The sequence below is a fragment of the Streptomyces macrolidinus genome (assembly GCF_023887685.1).
Lineage (GTDB): Bacteria > Actinomycetota > Actinomycetes > Streptomycetales > Streptomycetaceae > Streptomyces > Streptomyces macrolidinus.
In genome coordinates this window covers 49,372-68,039 of sequence record NZ_JAMWMR010000011.1, presented here as the reverse complement: position 1 = coordinate 68,039, position 18,668 = coordinate 49,372, and the positions used below count along the sequence as shown (strand labels likewise).

General features: G+C 68.4%; 17 protein-coding genes and 2 tRNA genes. 7 read left to right on the top strand and 12 right to left on the bottom strand.

Translation table 11 applies throughout. The annotated features are described in order from the left end of the window. Positions 1 to 130 precede the first annotated feature (130 nt). A tRNA-Ala gene (locus tag NGF19_RS14970) sits at positions 131 to 203 on the bottom strand. Positions 204 to 383: 180 nt separating this feature from the next. Between NGF19_RS14970 and NGF19_RS14965 the strand changes: the two genes are divergently transcribed. Next, the gene (locus NGF19_RS14965; RefSeq protein WP_252425376.1) at positions 384 to 932 is read left to right on the top strand and encodes a DNA-binding protein; all 549 of its coding nucleotides are present in this window, start codon (positions 384 to 386) and stop codon (positions 930 to 932) included. A 346-nt stretch (positions 933 to 1,278) separates the two neighbouring features. Here NGF19_RS14965 and NGF19_RS14960 read toward each other — a convergent pair whose 3' ends face one another. Further along, positions 1,279 to 1,407, bottom strand: a complete 129-nt coding sequence (locus NGF19_RS14960; protein WP_003999697.1) for a DLW-39 family protein — start codon at positions 1,405 to 1,407, stop codon at positions 1,279 to 1,281. A gap of 348 nt (positions 1,408 to 1,755) precedes the next feature. Here NGF19_RS14960 and NGF19_RS14955 point away from each other — a divergent pair, with 348 nt between their 5' ends. Continuing rightward, positions 1,756 to 2,124: a DUF6344 domain-containing protein gene (locus tag NGF19_RS14955; protein ID WP_252425375.1), complete on the top strand. Its 369-nt coding sequence runs from the start codon at positions 1,756 to 1,758 to the stop codon at positions 2,122 to 2,124. A gap of 148 nt (positions 2,125 to 2,272) precedes the next feature. On the opposite strand, the gene NGF19_RS14950 is transcribed toward NGF19_RS14955, so the two are convergent. The 10 genes from NGF19_RS14950 to dnaA form a co-directional block, all read right to left on the bottom strand. Continuing rightward, a complete protein-coding gene (locus NGF19_RS14950; protein ID WP_252425374.1) occupies positions 2,273 to 2,449 on the bottom strand; it encodes a hypothetical protein in 177 nt (58 codons plus the stop codon). A gap of 154 nt (positions 2,450 to 2,603) precedes the next feature. After that, positions 2,604 to 2,677 (bottom strand) — tRNA-Ile (locus tag NGF19_RS14945). Between the two features lie 200 nt (positions 2,678 to 2,877). Beyond that, a complete protein-coding gene (locus NGF19_RS14940) occupies positions 2,878 to 3,579 on the bottom strand; it encodes a DUF3566 domain-containing protein (RefSeq protein ID WP_252425373.1) in 702 nt (233 codons plus the stop codon). Between the two features lie 19 nt (positions 3,580 to 3,598). Next, entirely contained in the window at positions 3,599 to 6,193 is a 2,595-nt protein-coding gene (gene gyrA / locus NGF19_RS14935; RefSeq protein WP_252425372.1) for a DNA gyrase subunit A, read from the bottom strand. A 42-nt stretch (positions 6,194 to 6,235) separates the two neighbouring features. Then, complete coding sequence (gene gyrB, locus NGF19_RS14930) at positions 6,236 to 8,320, bottom strand: DNA topoisomerase (ATP-hydrolyzing) subunit B (RefSeq protein ID WP_252425371.1); 2,085 nt, start codon at positions 8,318 to 8,320, stop codon at positions 6,236 to 6,238. A 380-nt stretch (positions 8,321 to 8,700) separates the two neighbouring features. Then, on the bottom strand, positions 8,701 to 9,237 hold the full coding sequence (locus tag NGF19_RS14925) for a DciA family protein (RefSeq protein ID WP_252425370.1): 537 nt from the start codon (positions 9,235 to 9,237) through the stop codon (positions 8,701 to 8,703). Continuing rightward, positions 9,234 to 10,355 (bottom strand): DNA replication/repair protein RecF, encoded by a 1,122-nt coding sequence (recF, locus tag NGF19_RS14920; RefSeq protein WP_252425369.1) that lies wholly within the window; start codon positions 10,353 to 10,355, stop codon positions 9,234 to 9,236. The genes NGF19_RS14925 and recF overlap by 4 nt, the downstream gene beginning before the upstream one ends. Before the next feature lie 52 nt (positions 10,356 to 10,407). Next, positions 10,408 to 11,283, bottom strand: coding sequence for a phosphogluconate dehydrogenase (NAD(+)-dependent, decarboxylating) (gnd, locus tag NGF19_RS14915; RefSeq protein WP_252425368.1), 876 nt, complete (start codon positions 11,281 to 11,283; stop codon positions 10,408 to 10,410). 183 nt (positions 11,284 to 11,466) lie between these two features. Continuing rightward, entirely contained in the window at positions 11,467 to 12,597 is a 1,131-nt protein-coding gene (gene dnaN, locus NGF19_RS14910) for a DNA polymerase III subunit beta (protein WP_252425367.1), read from the bottom strand. Positions 12,598 to 13,661: 1,064 nt separating this feature from the next. Further along, positions 13,662 to 15,512 (bottom strand): chromosomal replication initiator protein DnaA, encoded by a 1,851-nt coding sequence (gene dnaA, locus NGF19_RS14905; protein WP_308288485.1) that lies wholly within the window; start codon positions 15,510 to 15,512, stop codon positions 13,662 to 13,664. 410 nt (positions 15,513 to 15,922) lie between these two features. Between dnaA and rpmH the strand changes: the two genes are divergently transcribed. From rpmH to NGF19_RS14880, 5 genes are read left to right on the top strand one after another with little or no spacing between them, the layout of a single operon-like run. Continuing rightward, positions 15,923 to 16,060, top strand: a complete 138-nt coding sequence (gene rpmH / locus NGF19_RS14900; protein WP_003956500.1) for a 50S ribosomal protein L34 — start codon at positions 15,923 to 15,925, stop codon at positions 16,058 to 16,060. A gap of 18 nt (positions 16,061 to 16,078) precedes the next feature. Further along, positions 16,079 to 16,453 (top strand): ribonuclease P protein component, encoded by a 375-nt coding sequence (rnpA, locus tag NGF19_RS14895; protein ID WP_252425366.1) that lies wholly within the window; start codon positions 16,079 to 16,081, stop codon positions 16,451 to 16,453. Next, positions 16,450 to 16,803: a membrane protein insertion efficiency factor YidD gene (yidD, locus tag NGF19_RS14890; protein WP_252425365.1), complete on the top strand. Its 354-nt coding sequence runs from the start codon at positions 16,450 to 16,452 to the stop codon at positions 16,801 to 16,803. Before rnpA ends, yidD begins: the two co-directional genes overlap by 4 nt. A gap of 3 nt (positions 16,804 to 16,806) precedes the next feature. Beyond that, positions 16,807 to 18,093 (top strand): membrane protein insertase YidC, encoded by a 1,287-nt coding sequence (yidC, locus tag NGF19_RS14885; RefSeq protein ID WP_252425364.1) that lies wholly within the window; start codon positions 16,807 to 16,809, stop codon positions 18,091 to 18,093. A gap of 15 nt (positions 18,094 to 18,108) precedes the next feature. Continuing rightward, positions 18,109 to 18,621 (top strand): Jag family protein, encoded by a 513-nt coding sequence (locus NGF19_RS14880; RefSeq protein ID WP_252425363.1) that lies wholly within the window; start codon positions 18,109 to 18,111, stop codon positions 18,619 to 18,621. Positions 18,622 to 18,668 lie beyond the last annotated feature (47 nt).

Genomic DNA, 18,668 nt, shown 5'->3' with positions numbered 1-18,668 from the left:
GCGGACCCCTCGGCCGCCGCGAGCGTTTGCGCAAAGAAGTGCAACGCCTGCAAAGGGTTTGATGTGACGTGGGTCACCGCATACGAGAAACCGGTCAGCCGCCGCGTGGGCACCTGACCGGTCCGATGTGTGGAGCCTAGGGGAGTCGAACCCCTGACATCTGCCATGCAAAGACAGCGCTCTACCAACTGAGCTAAGGCCCCGGAGGACTGCGTCCGACCGGCGGTGAAGCGGACCGGCGGGCGCTGCGGACCAGCGTACCGGGTCTTCGGCTGTAACTCACAAAAAGAGGGGGGTCCCGGTGGACAAACACTCTCCGTAAGATGCTCGTCGTGGTTCGCTACAGCGAACCACGGTATTTGGGGAAGCGATGGGGAGACGCAATGGACACCGCACAGCAGGAAGCAACCGCAAGAGCGCGGGAGCTTCAGCGGAACTGGTACGGGGAGCCGCTGGGGGTGCTCTTCCGCAAGCTCATCGACGATCTCGGCCTCAACCAGGCCCGTCTCGCCGGTGTACTGGGGCTGTCCGCTCCGATGCTGTCGCAGTTGATGAGCGGTCAGCGCGCCAAGATCGGTAATCCGGCGGTGGTCCAACGGGTGCAGTTGCTGCAGGACTTGGCAGGCCAGGTCGCGGACGGCAGTGTGAGCGCGGCCGAGGCGACGGAGCGGATGGACGAGATCAGAAAGTCGCAGGGGGGTTCGGTGCTCAACAACTCCACGCACGCGACGATCACTTCGGGCGCTCCCACGGTCAAGCGCGTGGTCCGCGAGATCCAGTCGCTGATGCGCTCGGTGGCGGCGGCGGGCGACATCATCGAGGCGGCGGACACCCTCGCCCCGACCCACCCGGAACTGGCGGAGTTCCTCCGGGTCTACGGGGCCGGCCGCACCTCCGACGCGGTCGCCCACTACCAGTCCCACCAGAACTGATCCGACGCCTCGACCACCGGTGACTCCCGCGCCCGGGGCACGCGGGAGTCCACCGCAGGTGACGTCGTCACCCACAGCACACCAGGAACACCGAGCGGGATCTCCGAGCCGTACCCGGCCGGGAATCCGGACGGGCCGCAAGCCCCCTACGAGCCCTCACGGGCCGCGCGACCACAGAAGAGGGCACGACACCACCACAGCCCCGTCACACGGCCTCCTGGACCCCGGCACACCCCGCCCACGCCCGTGCCTGAGCGGTCGCTCACCCGGCTCGCGCCATGAGGGCAACACAAAGCCCCGACCGCCACTGCGATCGGGGCCTGCTCTGAACCTGTTGTCTGTCGACTCAGGAACCCGTGGGCACGGAGTCAGTCGCCTCCGTCCACAGATCCTGCTCGGCGCGATCCGCCTGGATCTGGCGGTACACGAGGAGCCCGCCGATGGCGGCCAGTGCGACCAGGAGAAGCTTCTTCACCGCGCGACCTCGTCTTTCCTTGACGTAGGGGACCTCTGGCGCCCGACTATACACACCGATCGATATCGATCGGTGACCTGGATCGGCTCCCCAACTCCGGCTCTGGACAGGGCGATACGGCCGAAACGACCGGAGGGCGCCGCTCCGGACCTTCGGCGACCACGGCACCACGGACTGTGATGTTCGCCGCTCTCCGGCCCACTTTCCGAGCTTTCCGGGCTCTCTGCGCCCATCCGAGTGGTGTTCATCCGAAGATCGATGCGCCACGGGCGTAGGTCCACCACTTCTGGGTCCACATACACATCATGAGCAAAGTACGCAAATCGCCCAACCCGAAAGTGAGGGGCCATGGCCGAGAACAAGGTCATGACGCTGTGGACCGCTATCGTCACCGCCTTCCTTGCTCTGTGCACCGCGCTCGGACTCATCACCCCGGCCGCCGCGGCGGCCGTACCCCAGCCCCAGCCGGAGCACAACAGCAGCACGCGCCTGACGCCGCCGAAGCCGAGGCCCCTGCAGCGCAGAGCGGCCCGCGAACGGTCCCTGCCCCCCACGATGAAACAACGCATCCACGCGGAGGCCCACAACACCTCCCCGTCCTGCCGACGCGACCCGCTCATGGATCTCATCGCCGCGGACCCGCTTCCCCCCTCGGTCCCCCGGCCCCGTACCGAACCCATCGCCCCGCACAAGGGGACCACGCCCCTCCAGAGCTGATCCGGCCCCCCGCTTCAGACCTCACCGCTCCCTTGGGGAGCCCCACCACTCCAGCGGCGAACTTGCGTACCAAGCCCCGCACGAGAACACGAGAACGGCCCGGCACCTGTCCACGGTGCCGGGCCGTCGCTGTCCGCCTTCGTCAGATTCACGCGGTTTTGGTGTCCTCCGGCCGCTCCCCCTCCGCCTGGGACGGCTCGGTCCTGGGGACGTCCGGGTGCTCCTCCATGGCCGAACGCGCGGCTGGTTCGTCGCGTTCGCCCTCGGCCTGGGACGGGGTGTGGGAGTACGGCGAGCTGTCGTAGCCCGAGGCTCCGGTTCTCATGATGGGCCTCCCTCGGTCGCTCTCCTCCCATGCTGCTCCCCGTACGGCAGCAGGGCGAGACCAGCCGCGCGGACGGCCATACCCCCGCTCCACCTCACAACGCAGAGCGGGCGCTTCCCACCAGGGGAAACGCCTGCTCTTGCGATCTTCACTGTGGGGCTAACAGGATTTGAACCTGTGGCCTCATCCTTATCAGGGATGCGCTCTAACCAACTGAGCTATAGCCCCGCCGCGCTGTGCGGTGTGTGTCCCGCGCGCTGACTCCTGAAGATTAGCGCACGACGTGGGAAGTCCCAAAATCGATAACGGCGCCGGGCTCCGGCCGGCCGGGAACGATCCGGGTACGAGAAGAGCGCACCCCGCGCCGGGATGCGCTCTGCCGTCCGAAGTCGCTTCCAGGACAGGCCCGTTGGGCCGCTCCCGGGTCGCTACTCGTCCTCCGCCAAGGTCAGCTCGACACCGCCGACGAAGCCCGCCGAGATGTTGTAGATGAACGCCCCCAGGGTCGCGAGAGCCGTCGCCAGGACGACGTCGATGACCGCGATGATCGTCGTGAAGGTCAGCACACGCGGCAGGGACAGGAACGACTGGAGATCGAAGCCCTTCGAGTCGGTCGAGCCGGTGGCCTCCGAGATCGTGTCGCCCACCGTCGAGAAGACGCCCATCGCGTCCATGACCATCCACAGCACCGCCGACGCGACGATCGTGCAGATGCCGAGGGCTATGGAGAGCAGGAAGCTGACCTTCATCACCGACCACGGGTCGGCCTTCGACACCCTCAGACGGGCCTTGCGGGTGCGCGGTGTGGTGCTCGCGCCGGTCCGGGGGCGGCGCACGCCACCCGTCGACGGCTGCGCCTGATAGGCCTGCGGCGGGTGGTAGGGGCTCGCGGGCTGCTGCGGGCGCTGCCCCGGCAGCGGAGAGGCGGGCGCGTCGCCCGCCTGTGCCGCGCTCGGCTGTGCGCCGGCGGCGGCCGGGCCCGCTCCAGCCGCGTACTGCTGCTGCGGGCCTCGGGTGTCCGTCACAGTTCCCCCCTGGGATCCATGAAAGTCATGGGAGTGCGTGGCGGAGCCACGGCCGCCGCCGTCCGTGTCCGTACCGGTCGATCCGGCGCCCGTGGCTCCGCTCACGCTGACTCACTTCCTAGTGCTACTCGGCGGAGGGCGCCTCGCCCTCGTCCGTGCTGGTGCTCGCGGCACCTTCGGCGGTCTCGTCCACGGCCTCGTCGCCGTCGACTTCCTCCGCCTCGCGCCCCGCCTCGGCGTTCCGCGCGATGCCGACCACGGCATCTCGCTTGCCCAGGTTGATCAGTTGGACGCCCATGGTGTCACGGCCCGTCTCCCTGACCTCACTGACCCGGGTACGGATCACACCGCCGCCCAGTGTGATGGCGAGGATCTCGTCGTTCTCCTCGACCACCAGCGCGCCGACGAGGGAGCCGCGGTCCTCCACGATCTTGGCGGCCTTGATACCGAGACCGCCGCGCCCCTGGACGCGGTACTCGTCGACGGCGGTCCGCTTCGCGTACCCGCCGTCGGTGGCAGTGAACACGAACGTACCGGGTCGGACAACATTCATCGAGAGCAGCTCATCGCCCTCGCGGAAGCTCATCCCCTTCACACCGGAGGTGGCGCGGCCCATCGGGCGCAGGGACTCATCGGTCGCGGTGAACCGGATCGACTGCGCCTTCTTGCTGATCAGGAGCAGATCGTCAGCGGCGGAGGCCAGCTCGGCGCCGATCAGTTCGTCGTCCGAACCGTCTTCCATCTGGCGGAGGTTGATCGCGATGACACCGCCGGAGCGCGGCGAATCGTAATCCTTCAGAGCCGTCTTCTTGACCAGACCGCCCTTGGTGGCGAGCACCAGATACGGCGCGGCCTCGTAGTCGCGGATCGCGAGGATCTGGGCGATCGCCTCGTCCGGCTGGAAGGCGAGCAGGTTCGCTACGTGCTGGCCGCGCGCGTCCCGGCCGGCGTCGGGCAGCTCGTAGGCCTTCGCCCGGTAGACGCGGCCCTTGTTGGTGAAGAACAGCAGCCAGTGGTGCGTCGTGGACACGAAGAAGTGGTCGACGATGTCGTCTTCCTTGAGCTTCGTGCCGCGGACGCCCTTGCCGCCGCGCTTCTGCGCGCGGTAGTCGTCGGTCTTGGTGCGCTTGATGTAGCCGCCGCGGGAGACCGTGACGACGATGTCCTCCTCGGCGATCAGGTCCTCGATGGACATGTCGCCCTCGAAGGGCACCAGTTGGGTGCGGCGGTCCTCGCCGTACTTCTCGACGATCGCCGCGAGCTCCTCGCTGACGATGCCGCGCTGGCGGACCGGGGAGGCGAGGATCTCGTTGTACTCGGTGATCTTCGCCTGGAGTTCGTCGTGCTCCTGGACGATCTTCTGCCGCTCCAGGGCCGCCAGCCGCCGGAGCTGCATCTCGAGGATCGCGTTGGCCTGGATCTCGTCGATCTCCAGCAGGCTCATCAGGCCCCCGCGCGCGACCTCGACGGTCTCGCTGCGCCGGATCAGCGCGATGACCTCGTCGATGGCGTCCAGGGCCTTGAGCAGGCCGCGCAGGATGTGGGCGCGCTCCTCGGCCTTGCGCAGCCGGAAGCGGGTCCGGCGGACGATGACCTCGATCTGGTGCGTCACCCAGTGGCGGATGAACGCGTCCAGTGACAGCGTGCGCGGCACGCCGTCCACCAGCGCCAGCATGTTGGCGCCGAAGTTCGTCTGCAGATCGGTGTGCTTGTACAGGTTGTTCAGGACGACCTTGGCGACCGCGTCCCGCTTGAGGACGATCACCAGGCGCTGGCCTGTACGGGAGGACGTCTCGTCACGGACGTCCGCGATGCCGCCGATCTTGCCGTCCTTCACCAGGTCGGCGATCTTCTGCGCCAGGTTGTCCGGGTTGACCTGGTACGGAAGCTCGGTGACCACCAGGCACTGGCGGTTCTGGATCTCCTCGACCTCGACCACCGCGCGCATCGTGATCGAGCCGCGGCCGGTGCGGTAGGCCTCCTCGATGCCCTTGCGGCCCACCACCAGGGCGCCGGTCGGGAAGTCCGGGCCCTTGATGCGCTCGATGAGCGCGTCCAGCAGCTCCTCGTGCGAGGCCTCGGGGTTCTCCAGGCACCACTGGGCACCGGCCGCGACCTCGCGCAGGTTGTGCGGCGGGATGTTGGTCGCCATACCGACCGCGATCCCGGCCGAGCCGTTGATCAGCAGGTTCGGGAAGCGGGAGGGCAGGACGGTCGGCTCCTGGGAGCGGCCGTCGTAGTTGTCCGTGAAGTCGACGGTCTCCTCGTCGATGTCGCGGACCATCTCCATCGACAGCGGCGCCATCTTGCACTCGGTGTAGCGCATGGCCGCCGCCGGGTCGTTGCCCGGAGAGCCGAAGTTGCCGTTGGAGTCCACCAGCGGCATCCGCATCGACCACGGCTGCGCGAGGCGCACCAGGGCGTCGTAGATCGAGGAGTCGCCGTGCGGGTGGTAGTTGCCCATGACGTCGCCGACGACACGGGCGCACTTGTAGAAGCCGCGCTCGGGGCGGTAGCCGCCGTCGTACATCGCGTACAGGACGCGGCGGTGGACGGGCTTGAGGCCGTCCCGGACGTCAGGCAGCGCACGGGACACGATGACGGACATCGCGTAGTCCAGGTACGAGCGCTGCATCTCCGTCTCGAGCCCGACGGGCTCGACACGCATCGCGAGTTCGCCGCCCTCTTCCGGGGTGACGGGGGTGTTCTCGTCGGCCATTGCTGGTGAAGATCCTTCCTGGTGCGGTCAGCCGAGACCGACTCAGATGTCGAGGAAGCGGACGTCCTTGGCGTTGCGCTGGATGAACTGGCGGCGGGCCTCCACGTCCTCGCCCATCAGGACCGAGAACAGGTCGTCCGCCTGCGCGGCGTCGTCCAGGGTGACCTGGCCGAGGACCCGGTGGTCCTGGTCCATCGTGGTCACGCGCAGTTCCTCGGCGTTCATCTCGCCGAGGCCCTTGAAGCGCTGGATGGAGTCGTCCCTGATCCGCTTGCCCTGCTGGCGGCCCTGTTCGACCAGGGCGTCCCGCTCGCGGTTGGAGTACGCGTACTGGAAGTCGTCCCGGCCCCACTTGATCTTGAACAGCGGGGGACGGGAGAGGAACACGTGCCCCGCCTCCACCAGCGGCCGCATGAAGCGGAACAGGAAGGTCAGCAGCAGGGTGTTGATGTGCTGGCCGTCGACGTCGGCGTCCGCCATCAAGATGATCTTGTGGTAGCGGAGCTTCTCGATGTCGAAGTCCTCGTGCACACCCGTGCCGAAGGCGGAGATCAGCGCCTGGATCTCCTGGTTCTGCAGGATCTTGTCGATCCTGGCCTTCTCGACGTTGAGGATCTTGCCGCGGATCGGCAGGATCGCCTGGTACTCCGGGTTGCGGCCGGACTTGGCCGAGCCGCCGGCGGAGTCACCCTCGACGATGAAGATCTCGCACTTGGTGGGGTCGTTGGACTGGCAGTCCGACAGCTTGCCGGGCAGGGACGCCGTCTCCAGCAGGCCCTTGCGGCGGGTGAGGTCGCGGGCCTTGCGGGCGGCCACGCGCGCGGTGGCCGCCTGGATCCCCTTGCGGACGATGTCCGCGGCCTCGACGGGGTTGCGGTCCAGCCAGTCGGTGAGGTGCTCGTAGACCGCCTTCTGCACGAAGGTCTTGGCCTCCGTGTTGCCCAGCTTGGTCTTCGTCTGGCCCTCGAACTGCGGCTCGCTCAGCTTGACCGAGATGATCGCGGTCAGACCCTCGCGGATGTCGTCACCCGTGAGGTTGTCGTCCTTGTCCCGCAGCAGCTTCTTGTCGCGCGCGTACTTGTTGATCAGCGAGGTCAGCGCGGCGCGGAAGCCCTCTTCGTGGGTACCGCCCTCATGGGTGTGGATGATGTTCGCGAAGGAGTACACGCCCTCGCTGTAGCCGCTGTTCCACTGCATCGCGACCTCGAGGGACAGGCTCTTGTCCTTGTCCTCGGCCTCCAGGTCGATGACCGTGGGGTGCACCACCTCTCCCTTGCGGGAGTTGAGGTACTTCACGAAGTCGACGATGCCGCCCTCGTAGTGGTACGTGACGGACTTGACCTCGGCCTTCTCGTCCGCCCCGGCCTCGTCCGCCCCGGTGACGGCCTTGGCCTGCTCGCGCTCGTCGGTGAGCCGGATCGTCAGGCCCTTGTTGAGGAACGCCATCTCCTGGAAGCGCCGGGACAACGTCTCGAAGGAGTACTCGGTGGTCTCGAAGATCTCCGCGTCGGCCCAGAAGGTGACCGACGTGCCGGTCTCCTCGGTCGCCTCGTGCTCGGCCAGCGGTGCCGTCGGGACGCCCATCTTGTAGTCCTGCGTCCAGCGGTGGCCGTCGGTCCTGACCTCGACGGAGACCTTGGACGACAGGGCGTTCACGACGGAGACGCCCACACCGTGCAGACCGCCGGACACGGCATAGCCGCCGCCGCCGAACTTGCCGCCCGCGTGCAGCACGGTCAGCACGACCTCGAGGGCCGGCTTGCCCTCGGAGGGCACGATGCCCACGGGGATGCCACGGCCGTTGTCGATGACGCGTACGCCACCGTCGGCGAGGATCGTCACGTCGATGGTGTCCGCGTAACCGGCGAGCGCCTCGTCGACCGAGTTGTCGACGACCTCGTACACCAGGTGATGCAGACCGCGCTCACCGGTGGAGCCGATGTACATACCGGGTCGCTTGCGGACCGCGTCCAGACCCTCGAGGACGGTGATGGCGCTCGCGTCGTACGACGCGGCTGCCTCGCCGCTCGGAGCGACGGCCGCGTCGTTCACGTCGGCATCGGTGGACGGGATGTTCTCGTTGGGGTTGCCGGAATCGGCCACGAAGCGCCCTTTCTGGCACAGCACGAGCCAGGCTCCTGGGGGTGCCCCCTCCAAGGAGGGTTGCCGGAGCGGCTGCGGCATGTTGCGTTGGTAAGCCCTGAATCAGCGTTGCTCAGCTTTTCCCGGACGGTCCCCACGTTTGGGGCGGGATTGGCTTCCAGTCTACCGGTAGCACTGACAGTGATGGGGGTTTGCCGGTACCTGAGTACGCATGTGCCGCCCTCAACCGGTCTCGCCCGACTCCCCATATGCGGAGCGGGGCTCCAAGAGCCTCTGAGCGGCACTCAGCGCTTCCGTCTGTCAACCCTTGGCTACTTCGGAGTCAGGTCGATCTTCATGGGCGCGCGCGACCGTGGTGACAGGGCCGCCGACGCCCGTTTCCAGCGGCCCCGGCGTGATGTCGGTCACCCGTAGGTGTCACCGGGCCCCGTGCTCCCGGGGGCGCGCAGGCGGCCATAACGCTGGGTGGGACCGCCTGGGCCCTGGACCTTGAGCAGCCGCACCGTGCCGTGCCCGAGGTCCTCGTTGAGGCGCGCGACGAGCTGCGGGGCCAGCAGCCGCAACTGCGTCGCCCACGCCGTGGAGTCGCACTGCACGGTCAGGACGCGTTCGTCCTCGTCGTACCGCTGGGGAACGCAGTGCTTCGCGAGGTTCTCGCCGACGATCTGCGGCCAGCGCCCCATCACCCCGCCCACCGCGGCCGGGGTCTCCCAGCCGCGCTCGGTGATCAGGCGGTTGATGGCCGCCCCCAGCTCCATCGGGTCGCGGCGGTCGGCGCGGGCGCCGGAACGCAGTCCGCCGCGCCGGGCCTGCCGCTTCTGCTGGGCCGCGTCGCCACGCGCGCGTGCCTGCTCCTTCGCGGCTCTGAGCGCCACGCGCGCGAGGTCGACGCCCGAGAGCTCGGGGGTCTTCGGTGCCGGTGCCGGTTCGTCGGTGCTCATGCGCGTTCCACCGTGCCGTCGGACACGGTGTACCGCGTCCCGGTCAGAACATCCGGTACGTCGTCGTCGACCGCGGCGGTCACCAGGACCTGCTCGCCGGGCGCGACCAGCTCCGCCAGGCGCTCGCGGCGGCGGGCGTCCAGCTCGGCGAAGACGTCGTCGAGGACGAGCACCGGCTCGTTGCCTTCCGCGCGCAGGAGTTCGTACGAGGCCAGGCGCAGCGCCAGCGCGTAGGACCAGGACTCGCCGTGGGAGGCGTACCCCTTCGCGGGCAGTCGGCCGAGGCCCAGCAGCAGATCGTCGCGGTGGGGTCCCACGAGGGTGACGCCGCGCTCGATCTCCTGCTTGCGGGCGTCGGAGAAGGCGGCCATGAGCTGCTCGTAGAGGGCCTCGCGCGTGTGGGCCTCGCCGGGCGCCGACGGCTTGTAGTCCAGGGTGACCGGGCCGCCGCCGGGGGCGAGCTGCTCGTACGCCTTCTCCGCGAGCGGCTGGAGCGCGGAGATCAGATCGAGGCGCTGGGCGAGCAGTTCGGCGCCCGCGCGCGCGAGGTGCTGGTCCCAGACGTCCAGGGTGGACAGGTCCAGAGCGCGTCCACCGTGCCGACGGGCCAGCGCGGCCGTCTTGAGGAGGGTGTTGCGCTGCTTGAGGACCCGGTCGTAGTCGGAGCGGACTGCGGCCATGCGCGGGGAGCGGGCGGTGATCAGCTCGTCCAGGAAGCGGCGGCGCTCACCGGGGTCGCCCTTGACCAGGGCGAGGTCCTCGGGCGCGAACAGCACGGTTCGTACGATGCCGAGCACATCACGCGGTCTGACCTGCGAGGACCTGTTGATGCGGGCGCGGTTGGCCTTGCCGGGGTTCAGCTCCAGCTCGACCAGTTGCGTGCGCTCGCCCTGCCGGACGGCGGCCCGGACGATGGCGCGGTCGGCGCCCATACGGACCAGGGGCGCGTCGGAGGAGACGCGGTGGCTGCCGAGCGTGGCGAGATAGCCGACCGCCTCGACGAGGTTCGTCTTGCCCTGGCCGTTGGGTCCGACGAACGCGGTGACGCCCGGGTCGAGGGGGACTTCGACCCGGGCGTACGAGCGGAAGTCGGCCAGCGACAGATGCGTGACGTGCATGGTCGTTTCGCCGATCTCCCCGAGGTTGTGGACCGCCGGGCGGTCCTGTGGATTACTTCTTCTCGACCGCGTGGCCGCCGAACTGGTTGCGCAGGGCGGCGATCATCTTCATCTGCGGGGAGTCGTCCTGGCGCGAGGCGAACCGGGCGAACAGCGACGCCGTGATGGCCGGGAGCGGCACGGCGTTGTCGATGGCCGCCTCGACGGTCCAGCGGCCCTCGCCGGAGTCCTGCGCGTAGCCGCGCAGCTCGTCCAGGTGCTCGTCCTCGTCCAGGGCGTTGACCGCCAGGTCCAGCAGCCAGGAGCGGATGACCGTGCCCTCCTGCCAGGAGCGGAAGACCTCGCGGACGTTCTCCACGGAGTCGACCTTCTCCAGCAGCTCCCAGCCCTCGGCGTAGGCCTGCATCATCGCGTACTCGATGCCGTTGTGGACCATCTTCGCGAAGTGGCCCGCGCCGACCTTGCCCGCGTGCACCGCGCCCAGGTCGCCCTCGGGCTTGAGGGCGTCGAAGATCGGCTGCACCCGGGCGACGTGCTCGGCGTCGCCGCCGTACATCAGCGCGTAGCCGTTCTCCAGGCCCCAGACGCCGCCGGAGACACCGCAGTCGACGAAGCCGATGCCCTTGGCCGCCAGCTCCTCGGCGTGCTTCTCGTCGTCCGTCCAGCGGGAGTTGCCGCCGTCCACGACGATGTCGCCGGGCTCCAGGAGTTCGGCCAGCTCGTCGATCGTGGACTGCGTCGGGGCACCGGCCGGAACCATCACCCACACCACTCGGGGACCGGGGAGCTTGCCCACAAGCTCTTCCAGGCTCTGGACATCGGCGAGGTCAGGGTTGCGGTCGTATCCGATGACGGTGTGGCCTGCGCGGCGGATCCGCTCGCGCATGTTGCCGCCCATCTTGCCGAGGCCGACGAGACCGAGCTCCATCAAGTGTTCCTTAGATTGCGATGTGGCATGAGAGGCACGTTCGTACCTGTGTCCGAGCGTAAACCCGGGTGGTCATGCACATCCGAGAGCGCGGACGCTCGCTCGCGCACCCCGGTCCACGGCTTCGGTCCCGGGTCTGTGGACCGCTGATCGCACGGGCCCGGGACACGCTTCGGACGGTCGTCAGCCGCTCAGCCGCACCGGCATGATCAGGTACTTGTACGTCTCGTCCGCCTCGGCGTCCACGGCCGGCTTGCCGCCCAGCAGCGCGGGCTTGGTGGACGTCGTGAACGAGAGCTGGGCCACCGGCGAGTCGATCGCGCTCAGACCGTCCAGCAGGAACGTGGGGTTGAAGGCGATCGAGATGTCGTCGCCCTCGAGCTGGGCGTCGACCCGCTCCACAGCCTGTGCGTCGTCGCTGGATCCGGCCTCCAGGATCAGCACGCCCTGCTCGAAGCTGAGCCGCACGGGGGTGTTGCGCTCGGCGACCAGCGCGACACGCTTGACGGCCTCGACGAACGGGGCGGTCTCGATGGTGGCGACCGAGTTGAACTCCGTCGGGAACAGCGTGCGGTACTTCGGGAGGTCGCCCTCCAGGAGGCGCGTCGTCGTCCGCCGCCCGGCGCCCTCGAAGCCGATCAGGCCCTCGCCCGCGCCCGAGCCGGACAGCGCCAGCGTCACCGTGTCACCGCTCGTGAGCGCCTTGGCGGTGTCCAGGAGCGTCTTGGCGGGCACCAGGGCGACCGCGGACGCGTCGGGGTTCTCCGGCTTCCACAGGAACTCGCGGACCGCGAAGCGGTAACGGTCGGTCGAGGCCAGGGTCACCGTGTCGCCCTCGATCTCGATGCGCACACCGGTGAGGACCGGCAGCGTGTCGTCACGACCGGCGGCGATGGCGACCTGGGCGGCGGCAGCGGCGAAGACCTCGCCGGGGACCGTGCCCGTCGCGTTCGGCATCTGCGGCAGCGCGGGGTACTCCTCCACAGGCAGGGTGTGGAGGGTGAAGCGGGAGGAGCCGCAGACCACCGTCGCCCGTACACCGTCTGTGGAGATCTCCACCGGACGGTTGGGGAGGGCGCGGCAGATGTCGGCGAGGAGCCGGCCGGAGACGAGGACCGTGCCCTCCTCCTCGACCTCCGCGTCCACGGAGACCCGCGCCGAGACCTCGTAGTCGAAGCTCGACAGGCTGAGCTGACCGTCCTCGGCCTTCAGCAGCAGGCCGGCGAGGACCGGCGCCGGCGGACGGGCCGGGAGGCTGCGCGCAGCCCAGGCCACTGCCTCCGCGAGTACGTCGCGTTCCACCCGGATCTTCACCGTAAGCCGCCTCCTGCTGTTGCCGGCGCTCTCGCCCTGCTTGGCCTTCGTCGTCTGACTGGTGTCGCGGCTCCCGGAGCGGGGCAGGACACCAGGAACCAGTCTGACGCACCGCACTGACAGTAGGTGCCTCTCGGGGTCAAGTCGTGACGAGGGGCAGCCGTGAACCGGAGCGCGAGTTGTGCACAGGCCCCACTTCGAAACGGATTCCCTGCTCTCTCTGAGTGGGAGTAGTAGTAGGGCCTGTGGAAACGGTGGATAACCGCGTTGTCCCAGCTCAGCGGCCAGATTTTGTCCACCGACCCTGTGGGTGGAGCCGGTGGACAACCGGGCCTGTCTGTGGAGAACAGAAAGTTCTGCACACCCCGTGCACAGGTTGGGCCTAGTTCTCCCCAGCCTTGTCCCCAGATTTCGCCGCCTTTCCCACAGGCCTCTCCGGCACCTTGATGTGACGCCTTTCACTCGCCCCGGTGAGAGGGCACGTCACGTTGCCGAACAGTGGACAACGATGTGGAGAACCGGGAGATCGCTGGGGACAACCCGCCCCATCCTGTGGGTTGCCGGTGGACAACTCGACGCACGGCCTGTGGATCATCATCTTGTCCACACCCTGTGGAGATCGTTTGTCCACCGATCCACAGGTGACTGAGCTGGGCTGATCGTCGTTCAACAGCACAGCCTGTGGACACAGTCTGGATAACTTCGCAGTCCCCAGGATGTGGATGGAAGAAAGTCACCGAATCTGTGGAGGACGACCGTAACCCCGGCAGGTATTCGAACACCGGTTGTCGGGGGAGATCGTGGGGGCGGAGCGGTGAGAGGGGTGGCGGCGGCGCCGCGCGGTCCCGAGAGGCGCTCTGTGGGAGTGGATGTGGGTGCGGGTGCGACGAGCGGGAGCGGCATCGGCGAGTGAGGGCGAGGGCTCGTGAGGCCGCCATGGGGCCGAGCACGGGGCTGCCGTGGCGTGACCGTGGGTCCCGCCGGGACGCCTGCCGGGAACGGCGCGAGCGCCCCCGGGAAGGCTTCCCGGGGGCGCTCGCGGTGGTCCTGGACCAGGTCCGCCGTCAGCCGTTCTTGATGCGGTTCGTCAGCTCGGTGACCTGGTTGTAGATCGACCGCCGCTCGGCCATCAACGCACGGATCTTGCGGTCGGCGTGCATCACCGTCGTGTGGTCCCGGCCGCCGAACTGCGCCCCGATCTTCGGCAGCGACAGATCGGTCAGCTCACGGCACAGATACATCGCGATCTGCCGGGCGGTCACCAGGGCGCGTCCGCGTGAGGTGCCGCACAGGTCCTCCACCGTCAGCCCGAAGTAGTCGGCGGTGGCGGCCATGATGGCGGGCGCGGTGATCTCGGGTGCCGTGTCCTCGCCGCCGGGGATCAGGTCCTTGAGGACGATCTCCGTCAGCCCGAGGTCCACCGGCTGCCGGTTGAGCGACGCGAACGCCGTCACCCGGATCAGGGCGCCCTCCAACTCGCGGATGTTGCGCGAGATACGGGAGGCGATGAACTCCAGCACCTCCGGCGGGGCGTTGAGCTGCTCCTGCACCGCCTTCTTGCGCAGGATCGCGATCCGCGTCTCCAACTCGGGCGGCTGGACGTCGGTGATCAGCCCCCACTCGAAGCGGTTGCGCAACCGGTCCTCCAGAGTGACCAGTTGCTTGGGCGGCCGGTCCGAGGACAACACGATCTGCTTGTTGGCGTTGTGGAGCGTATTGAAGGTGTGGAAGAACTCCTCCTGCGTCGACTCCTTCTGCGCGAGGAACTGGATGTCGTCGACCAGCAGGATGTCCATGTCGCGGTAGCGCTTGCGGAACGCGTCCGCCTTGCCGTCGCGGATGGAGTTGATGAACTCGTTGGTGAACTCCTCGGAGCTCACGTACCGCACGCGCGTGCCGGGGTAGAGGCTGCGCGCGTAGTGCCCGATCGCGTGCAGCAGATGCGTCTTGCCGAGCCCCGACTCCCCGTAGATGAACAGGGGGTTGTACGCCTTGGCCGGCGCCTCGGCGACGGCGACCGCCGCCGCGTGCGCGAAGCGGTTCGACGCGCCGATGACGAACGTGTCGAAGAGGTACTTCGGATTCAGGCGCGCGGTGGGCTCGCCCGCACCGGTCGCCGGCGCGGGCTTCGCGGCCAGCGGGCCGGTCGCGCCGGTGGTCGATCCCGGCCCGGCCGGACCGCCACGGTGTCCCTGGCCGTCGGCGGCGGAGGACTCGGGGAGTTCGCGGCGGTCGGGGCGGTGCTGGTCGAAGTCGGGGCGTGCGCTCTCGTAGTCCGGGCGCTGCTGCTCGTACGGGGACCGCTCCAGCGACTGCGCGCGGTAGTCCGGCGTCGGTGTGGCGTACGGGTCGCGCTCGGGGAAGCCGAGCCGCTGCTGCTGCCAGCCGTAGTCGTCCTGGGACGGGCGCGGCCAGGCGCCGGGCTCGGGGCGCTGGTATTCGCCCGGGTAGGCGGGGCGGACAGCGGGGAGCTGGTCGCCGGAGCCGGGGGGCAGTTGGTCGGCGCGCGGCGCGCGGTGGTCGTCGGCGCGGTGGCGGCCGTATCCCTCGTAGCCGTTCTGGGTGTCGTACGCGTCACGGCGCTGGGGCGCGGAGAGATCGGGCTCCTCGTAGCGCGGCTGCGGGGCCGGGGGCTCGCCCGCGGAGTCGTCGACGGTGATCGCGATACGGATCGGGCGACCGCACTCACGGCTCAGGGTGTCGCTGACGACCGGCGCGAGTCGGCCCTCGAGAACGCCTTTCGCAAATTCGTTCGGGACGGCGAGGAGGGCGGTGTCGGCGACCAGCGCGAGCGGCTGGCAGCGCTTGATCCAGTGCTCGTCCTTGGCCTCGACCCCGGGCCCGCGCCCCTCACCGAGAAGCTGCTCGAGTACGCGCGGCCACACTGCGGCAAGATCGGCAGGTACGTCAGCCACAGGGCACGCTCTCTCACAGGTCCCGCGAACAGAGGGGTCGCGGAAAGTCGGGGTGGGTCGAGGCGGGGCGGAACCGCCGGGGTGGGGACAAGGGAACGAATCGGAGTCCGGCCACGGTAGTCAGGGCGACCGGCGTGGTTCAAGTCGTTGTCCCCAGCCTGTGGACAAGTGTCCCTCACGGGGCACGGGTTTGACCGGACGGTGCGGCCCCACGTACCGTAGCGAGGTCGAGTTGTCGATGGCTGCTGCCGCCTGCCTCCGATGGGCGTAGATCACGCACAGTGTCCACCAAGGGCGCATTTCGGTGATCGGAAAGCGGTGCACTCGGGCGTAATGCGAGCTACTCGTGGGCGCACGGTGACAGCCAGGCGGCACCCCGCCACCCACCGAATCATTACTGGAGCCCCCGAGTGAGCAAGCGCACCTTCCAGCCGAACAACCGTCGTCGCGCGAAGACCCACGGCTTCCGGCTGCGTATGCGCACCCGTGCCGGCCGCGCCATCCTGGCGTCCCGCCGCAGCAAGGGTCGCGCCCGCCTGTCCGCCTGATCGCGAACAGGTCATGACGTGCTGCCTACCGAACAACGGCTGAGGCGGCGCGAGGACTTCGCGACCGCGGTACGCCGAGGACGTCGGGCCGGACGCCCGCTTCTCGTCGTCCACCTTCGTAGCGGTGTCACGGACCCGCACGCGCCTGGGGAGAGCGCTCCCCCGACGCGTGCGGGTTTCGTCGTGAGCAAGGCTGTGGGTGGAGCGGTCGTCCGCAACAAGGTCAAGCGCAGGCTTCGGCATCTGATGCGTGACCGAGTGGCCTTGGTGCCCCCCGGTAGCCTGGTAGTCGTACGAGCGCTGCCCGGTGCGGGCGACGCCGACCATGCACAGCTAGCCCGAGACCTGGACGCCGCTCTTCAACGGCTGACGGGAGGAGGGGGCGCGCGATGAAGTACCCGCTGCTGGCCCTGATCAAGCTCTATCAGTGGACGATCAGTCCGCTGCTGGGGCCGGTATGCAAGTACTACCCGTCGTGTTCCCACTACGGCTATACGGCCATCGACCGGCACGGTGCGATCAAGGGGACGGCGCTCACCGCCTGGCGGATCCTACGGTGCAATCCGTGGTCGTTGGGCGGCGTGGACCATGTTCCGCCGCGCAAGCGTCCGCGGTGGCACGAAATGTTGCGTGACGCCTGGCGTGCACGCAAGGGCGGGCCCTCCGCCGCCGAACCGGCCATCGAGGGGAACGTTCCTTCGAGCCCGGCCGCAGAGACCTCGTCCCATGCCCAAGGAGCATGATTAGTGGACACGATTGCCAGCCTCTTCAGTTTCATCACCTGGCCCGTCTCCTGGGTCATCGTCCAGTTCCACAAGGTGTACGGAGCGATCTTCGGGCCTGACACCGGGTGGGCCTGGGGCCTGTCCATCGTGTCCCTGGTGATCCTGATCCGTATCTGCCTGATCCCGCTCTTCGTGAAGCAGATCAAGGCGACCCGGGCCATGCAGACGCTCCAGCCCGAGATGAAGAAGATCCAGGAGCGCTACAAGAACGACAAGCAGCGTCAGTCCGAAGAGATGATGAAGCTGTACAAGGAGTCGGGTACCAACCCGCTCTCCTCGTGCCTTCCCATCCTGGCGCAGTCCCCGTTCTTCTTCGCCCTGTACCACGTGCTCAACGGCATCGCGTCGGGCAAGACCATCGGCGTCATCGACGACAGCCTGCTCGCCAGCGCGCAGAAGGCCCATATCGTCGGCGCCCCGCTGGCCGCCAAGTTCACGGACAGCGCGGACAAGGTCTCCCAGCTCGGTGCTTCGCTGACCGATGTGCGGGTCGTCACCGCGATCATGATCATCCTGATGTCGGCGTCGCAGTTCTACACGCAGCGTCAGCTGATGACGAAGAACGTCGACACGACGGTGAAGACGCCGTTCATGCAGCAGCAGAAGATGCTGATGTACGTCTTCCCCATCATCTTCGCCGTCTTCGGTATCAACTTCCCGGTCGGTGTCCTCGTCTACTGGCTGACCACCAACGTGTGGACCATGGGCCAGCAGATGTACGTGATCCACAACAACCCGACCCCGGGTTCCAAGGCTCAGGCCTCCTACCTGGAGCGTCTGCACAAGCACATCACGCACCACGGCAAGACCCGCAACCGGCGTGAGAAGGTCATCGTCAAGGCCATCGTCGCCAAGGGCCGTGACCGCAACGAGTTCGAGCGCAAGTTCATCAACGGTCTGAGCAAGGCGGGTCTCGCGGCCCAGTCCGACGGTTCCGTGGTGAAGAGCGACGCCGTGGCCGTCGACACCGCCGAGGACGGGACGACCACCGCCGCCCCCAAGCGTCAGCAGCCCAAGCGGCAGAGCAAGGCGCAGCGCCAGTCCGGCGGTCCCAAGCCCGCGGGCGGATCCGAGCCCGACTCTTCCGAGAGCGAGTCCGACGAGCCGCAGGAAGCCCAGCAGAAGGAAGCCAAGCCGGCCGGTGGCGCCAAGAAGGCGACGTCCAAGCCCGGTGACGGTACCCGCAGCAGGGCCCAGTCCGGCCAGCGCAAGGGTCCGCAGCGGCCCAAGTCCCCGTCCAAGAAGTAAGAAGGAGTCCATCCCGTGACGGAAGGCACCACCTCCGCCGCTGCCGAGGGCGCAGACACCCTGACTCGCCTGGAGCAGGAGGGTGAGATCGCGGCGGACTACCTGGAGGGTCTGCTCGATATCGCCGATCTCGACGGCGATATCGACATGGACGTCGAGGCCGACCGCGCCTCCGTGTCGATCATCAGTGACACGGACAGCCGCGACCTCCAGAAGCTGGTCGGCCGCGACGGCGAGGTGCTCGAAGCCCTCCAGGAGCTCACGCGCCTGGCCGTGCACCGGGAGACCGGCGACCGCAGTCGGCTGATGCTCGACATCGCCGGCTACCGCGCCAAGAAGCGCGCGGAGCTCTCGAAGCTCGGCGCCCAGGCGGCGGCCGAGGCCAAGAGCACCGGCGAGCCCGTGAAGCTCAAGCCGATGACGCCCTTCGAGCGCAAGGTCGTGCATGACGCGGTCAAGGCCGTGGGCCTGCGCAGCGAGTCCGAGGGCGAAGAGCCGCAGCGCTTCGTCGTCGTGCTGCCCGCCTGATTCGGCCCGTACGCTTCTCCGGCCCCGTCTGTTGCGCAGGCGGGGCC

Bases quoted from the DNA above. Each gene is read 5' to 3' on its own strand.
- NGF19_RS14965 (WP_252425376.1), top strand. From the start codon at position 384: ATGGACACCGCACAGCAGGAAGCAACCGCAAGAGCGCGGGAGCTTCAG.
- NGF19_RS14955 (WP_252425375.1), top strand. From the start codon at position 1,756: ATGGCCGAGAACAAGGTCATGACGCTGTGGACCGCTATCGTCACCGCC.
- NGF19_RS14950 (WP_252425374.1), bottom strand. From the start codon at position 2,449: ATGAGAACCGGAGCCTCGGGCTACGACAGCTCGCCGTACTCCCACACC.
- gyrA (WP_252425372.1), bottom strand. From the start codon at position 6,193: ATGGCCGACGAGAACACCCCCGTCACCCCGGAAGAGGGCGGCGAACTC.
- NGF19_RS14925 (WP_252425370.1), bottom strand. From the start codon at position 9,237: ATGAGCACCGACGAACCGGCACCGGCACCGAAGACCCCCGAGCTCTCG.
- recF (WP_252425369.1), bottom strand. From the start codon at position 10,355: ATGCACGTCACGCATCTGTCGCTGGCCGACTTCCGCTCGTACGCCCGG.
- gnd (WP_252425368.1), bottom strand. From the start codon at position 11,283: ATGGAGCTCGGTCTCGTCGGCCTCGGCAAGATGGGCGGCAACATGCGC.
- yidD (WP_252425365.1), top strand. From the start codon at position 16,450: ATGAAGTACCCGCTGCTGGCCCTGATCAAGCTCTATCAGTGGACGATC.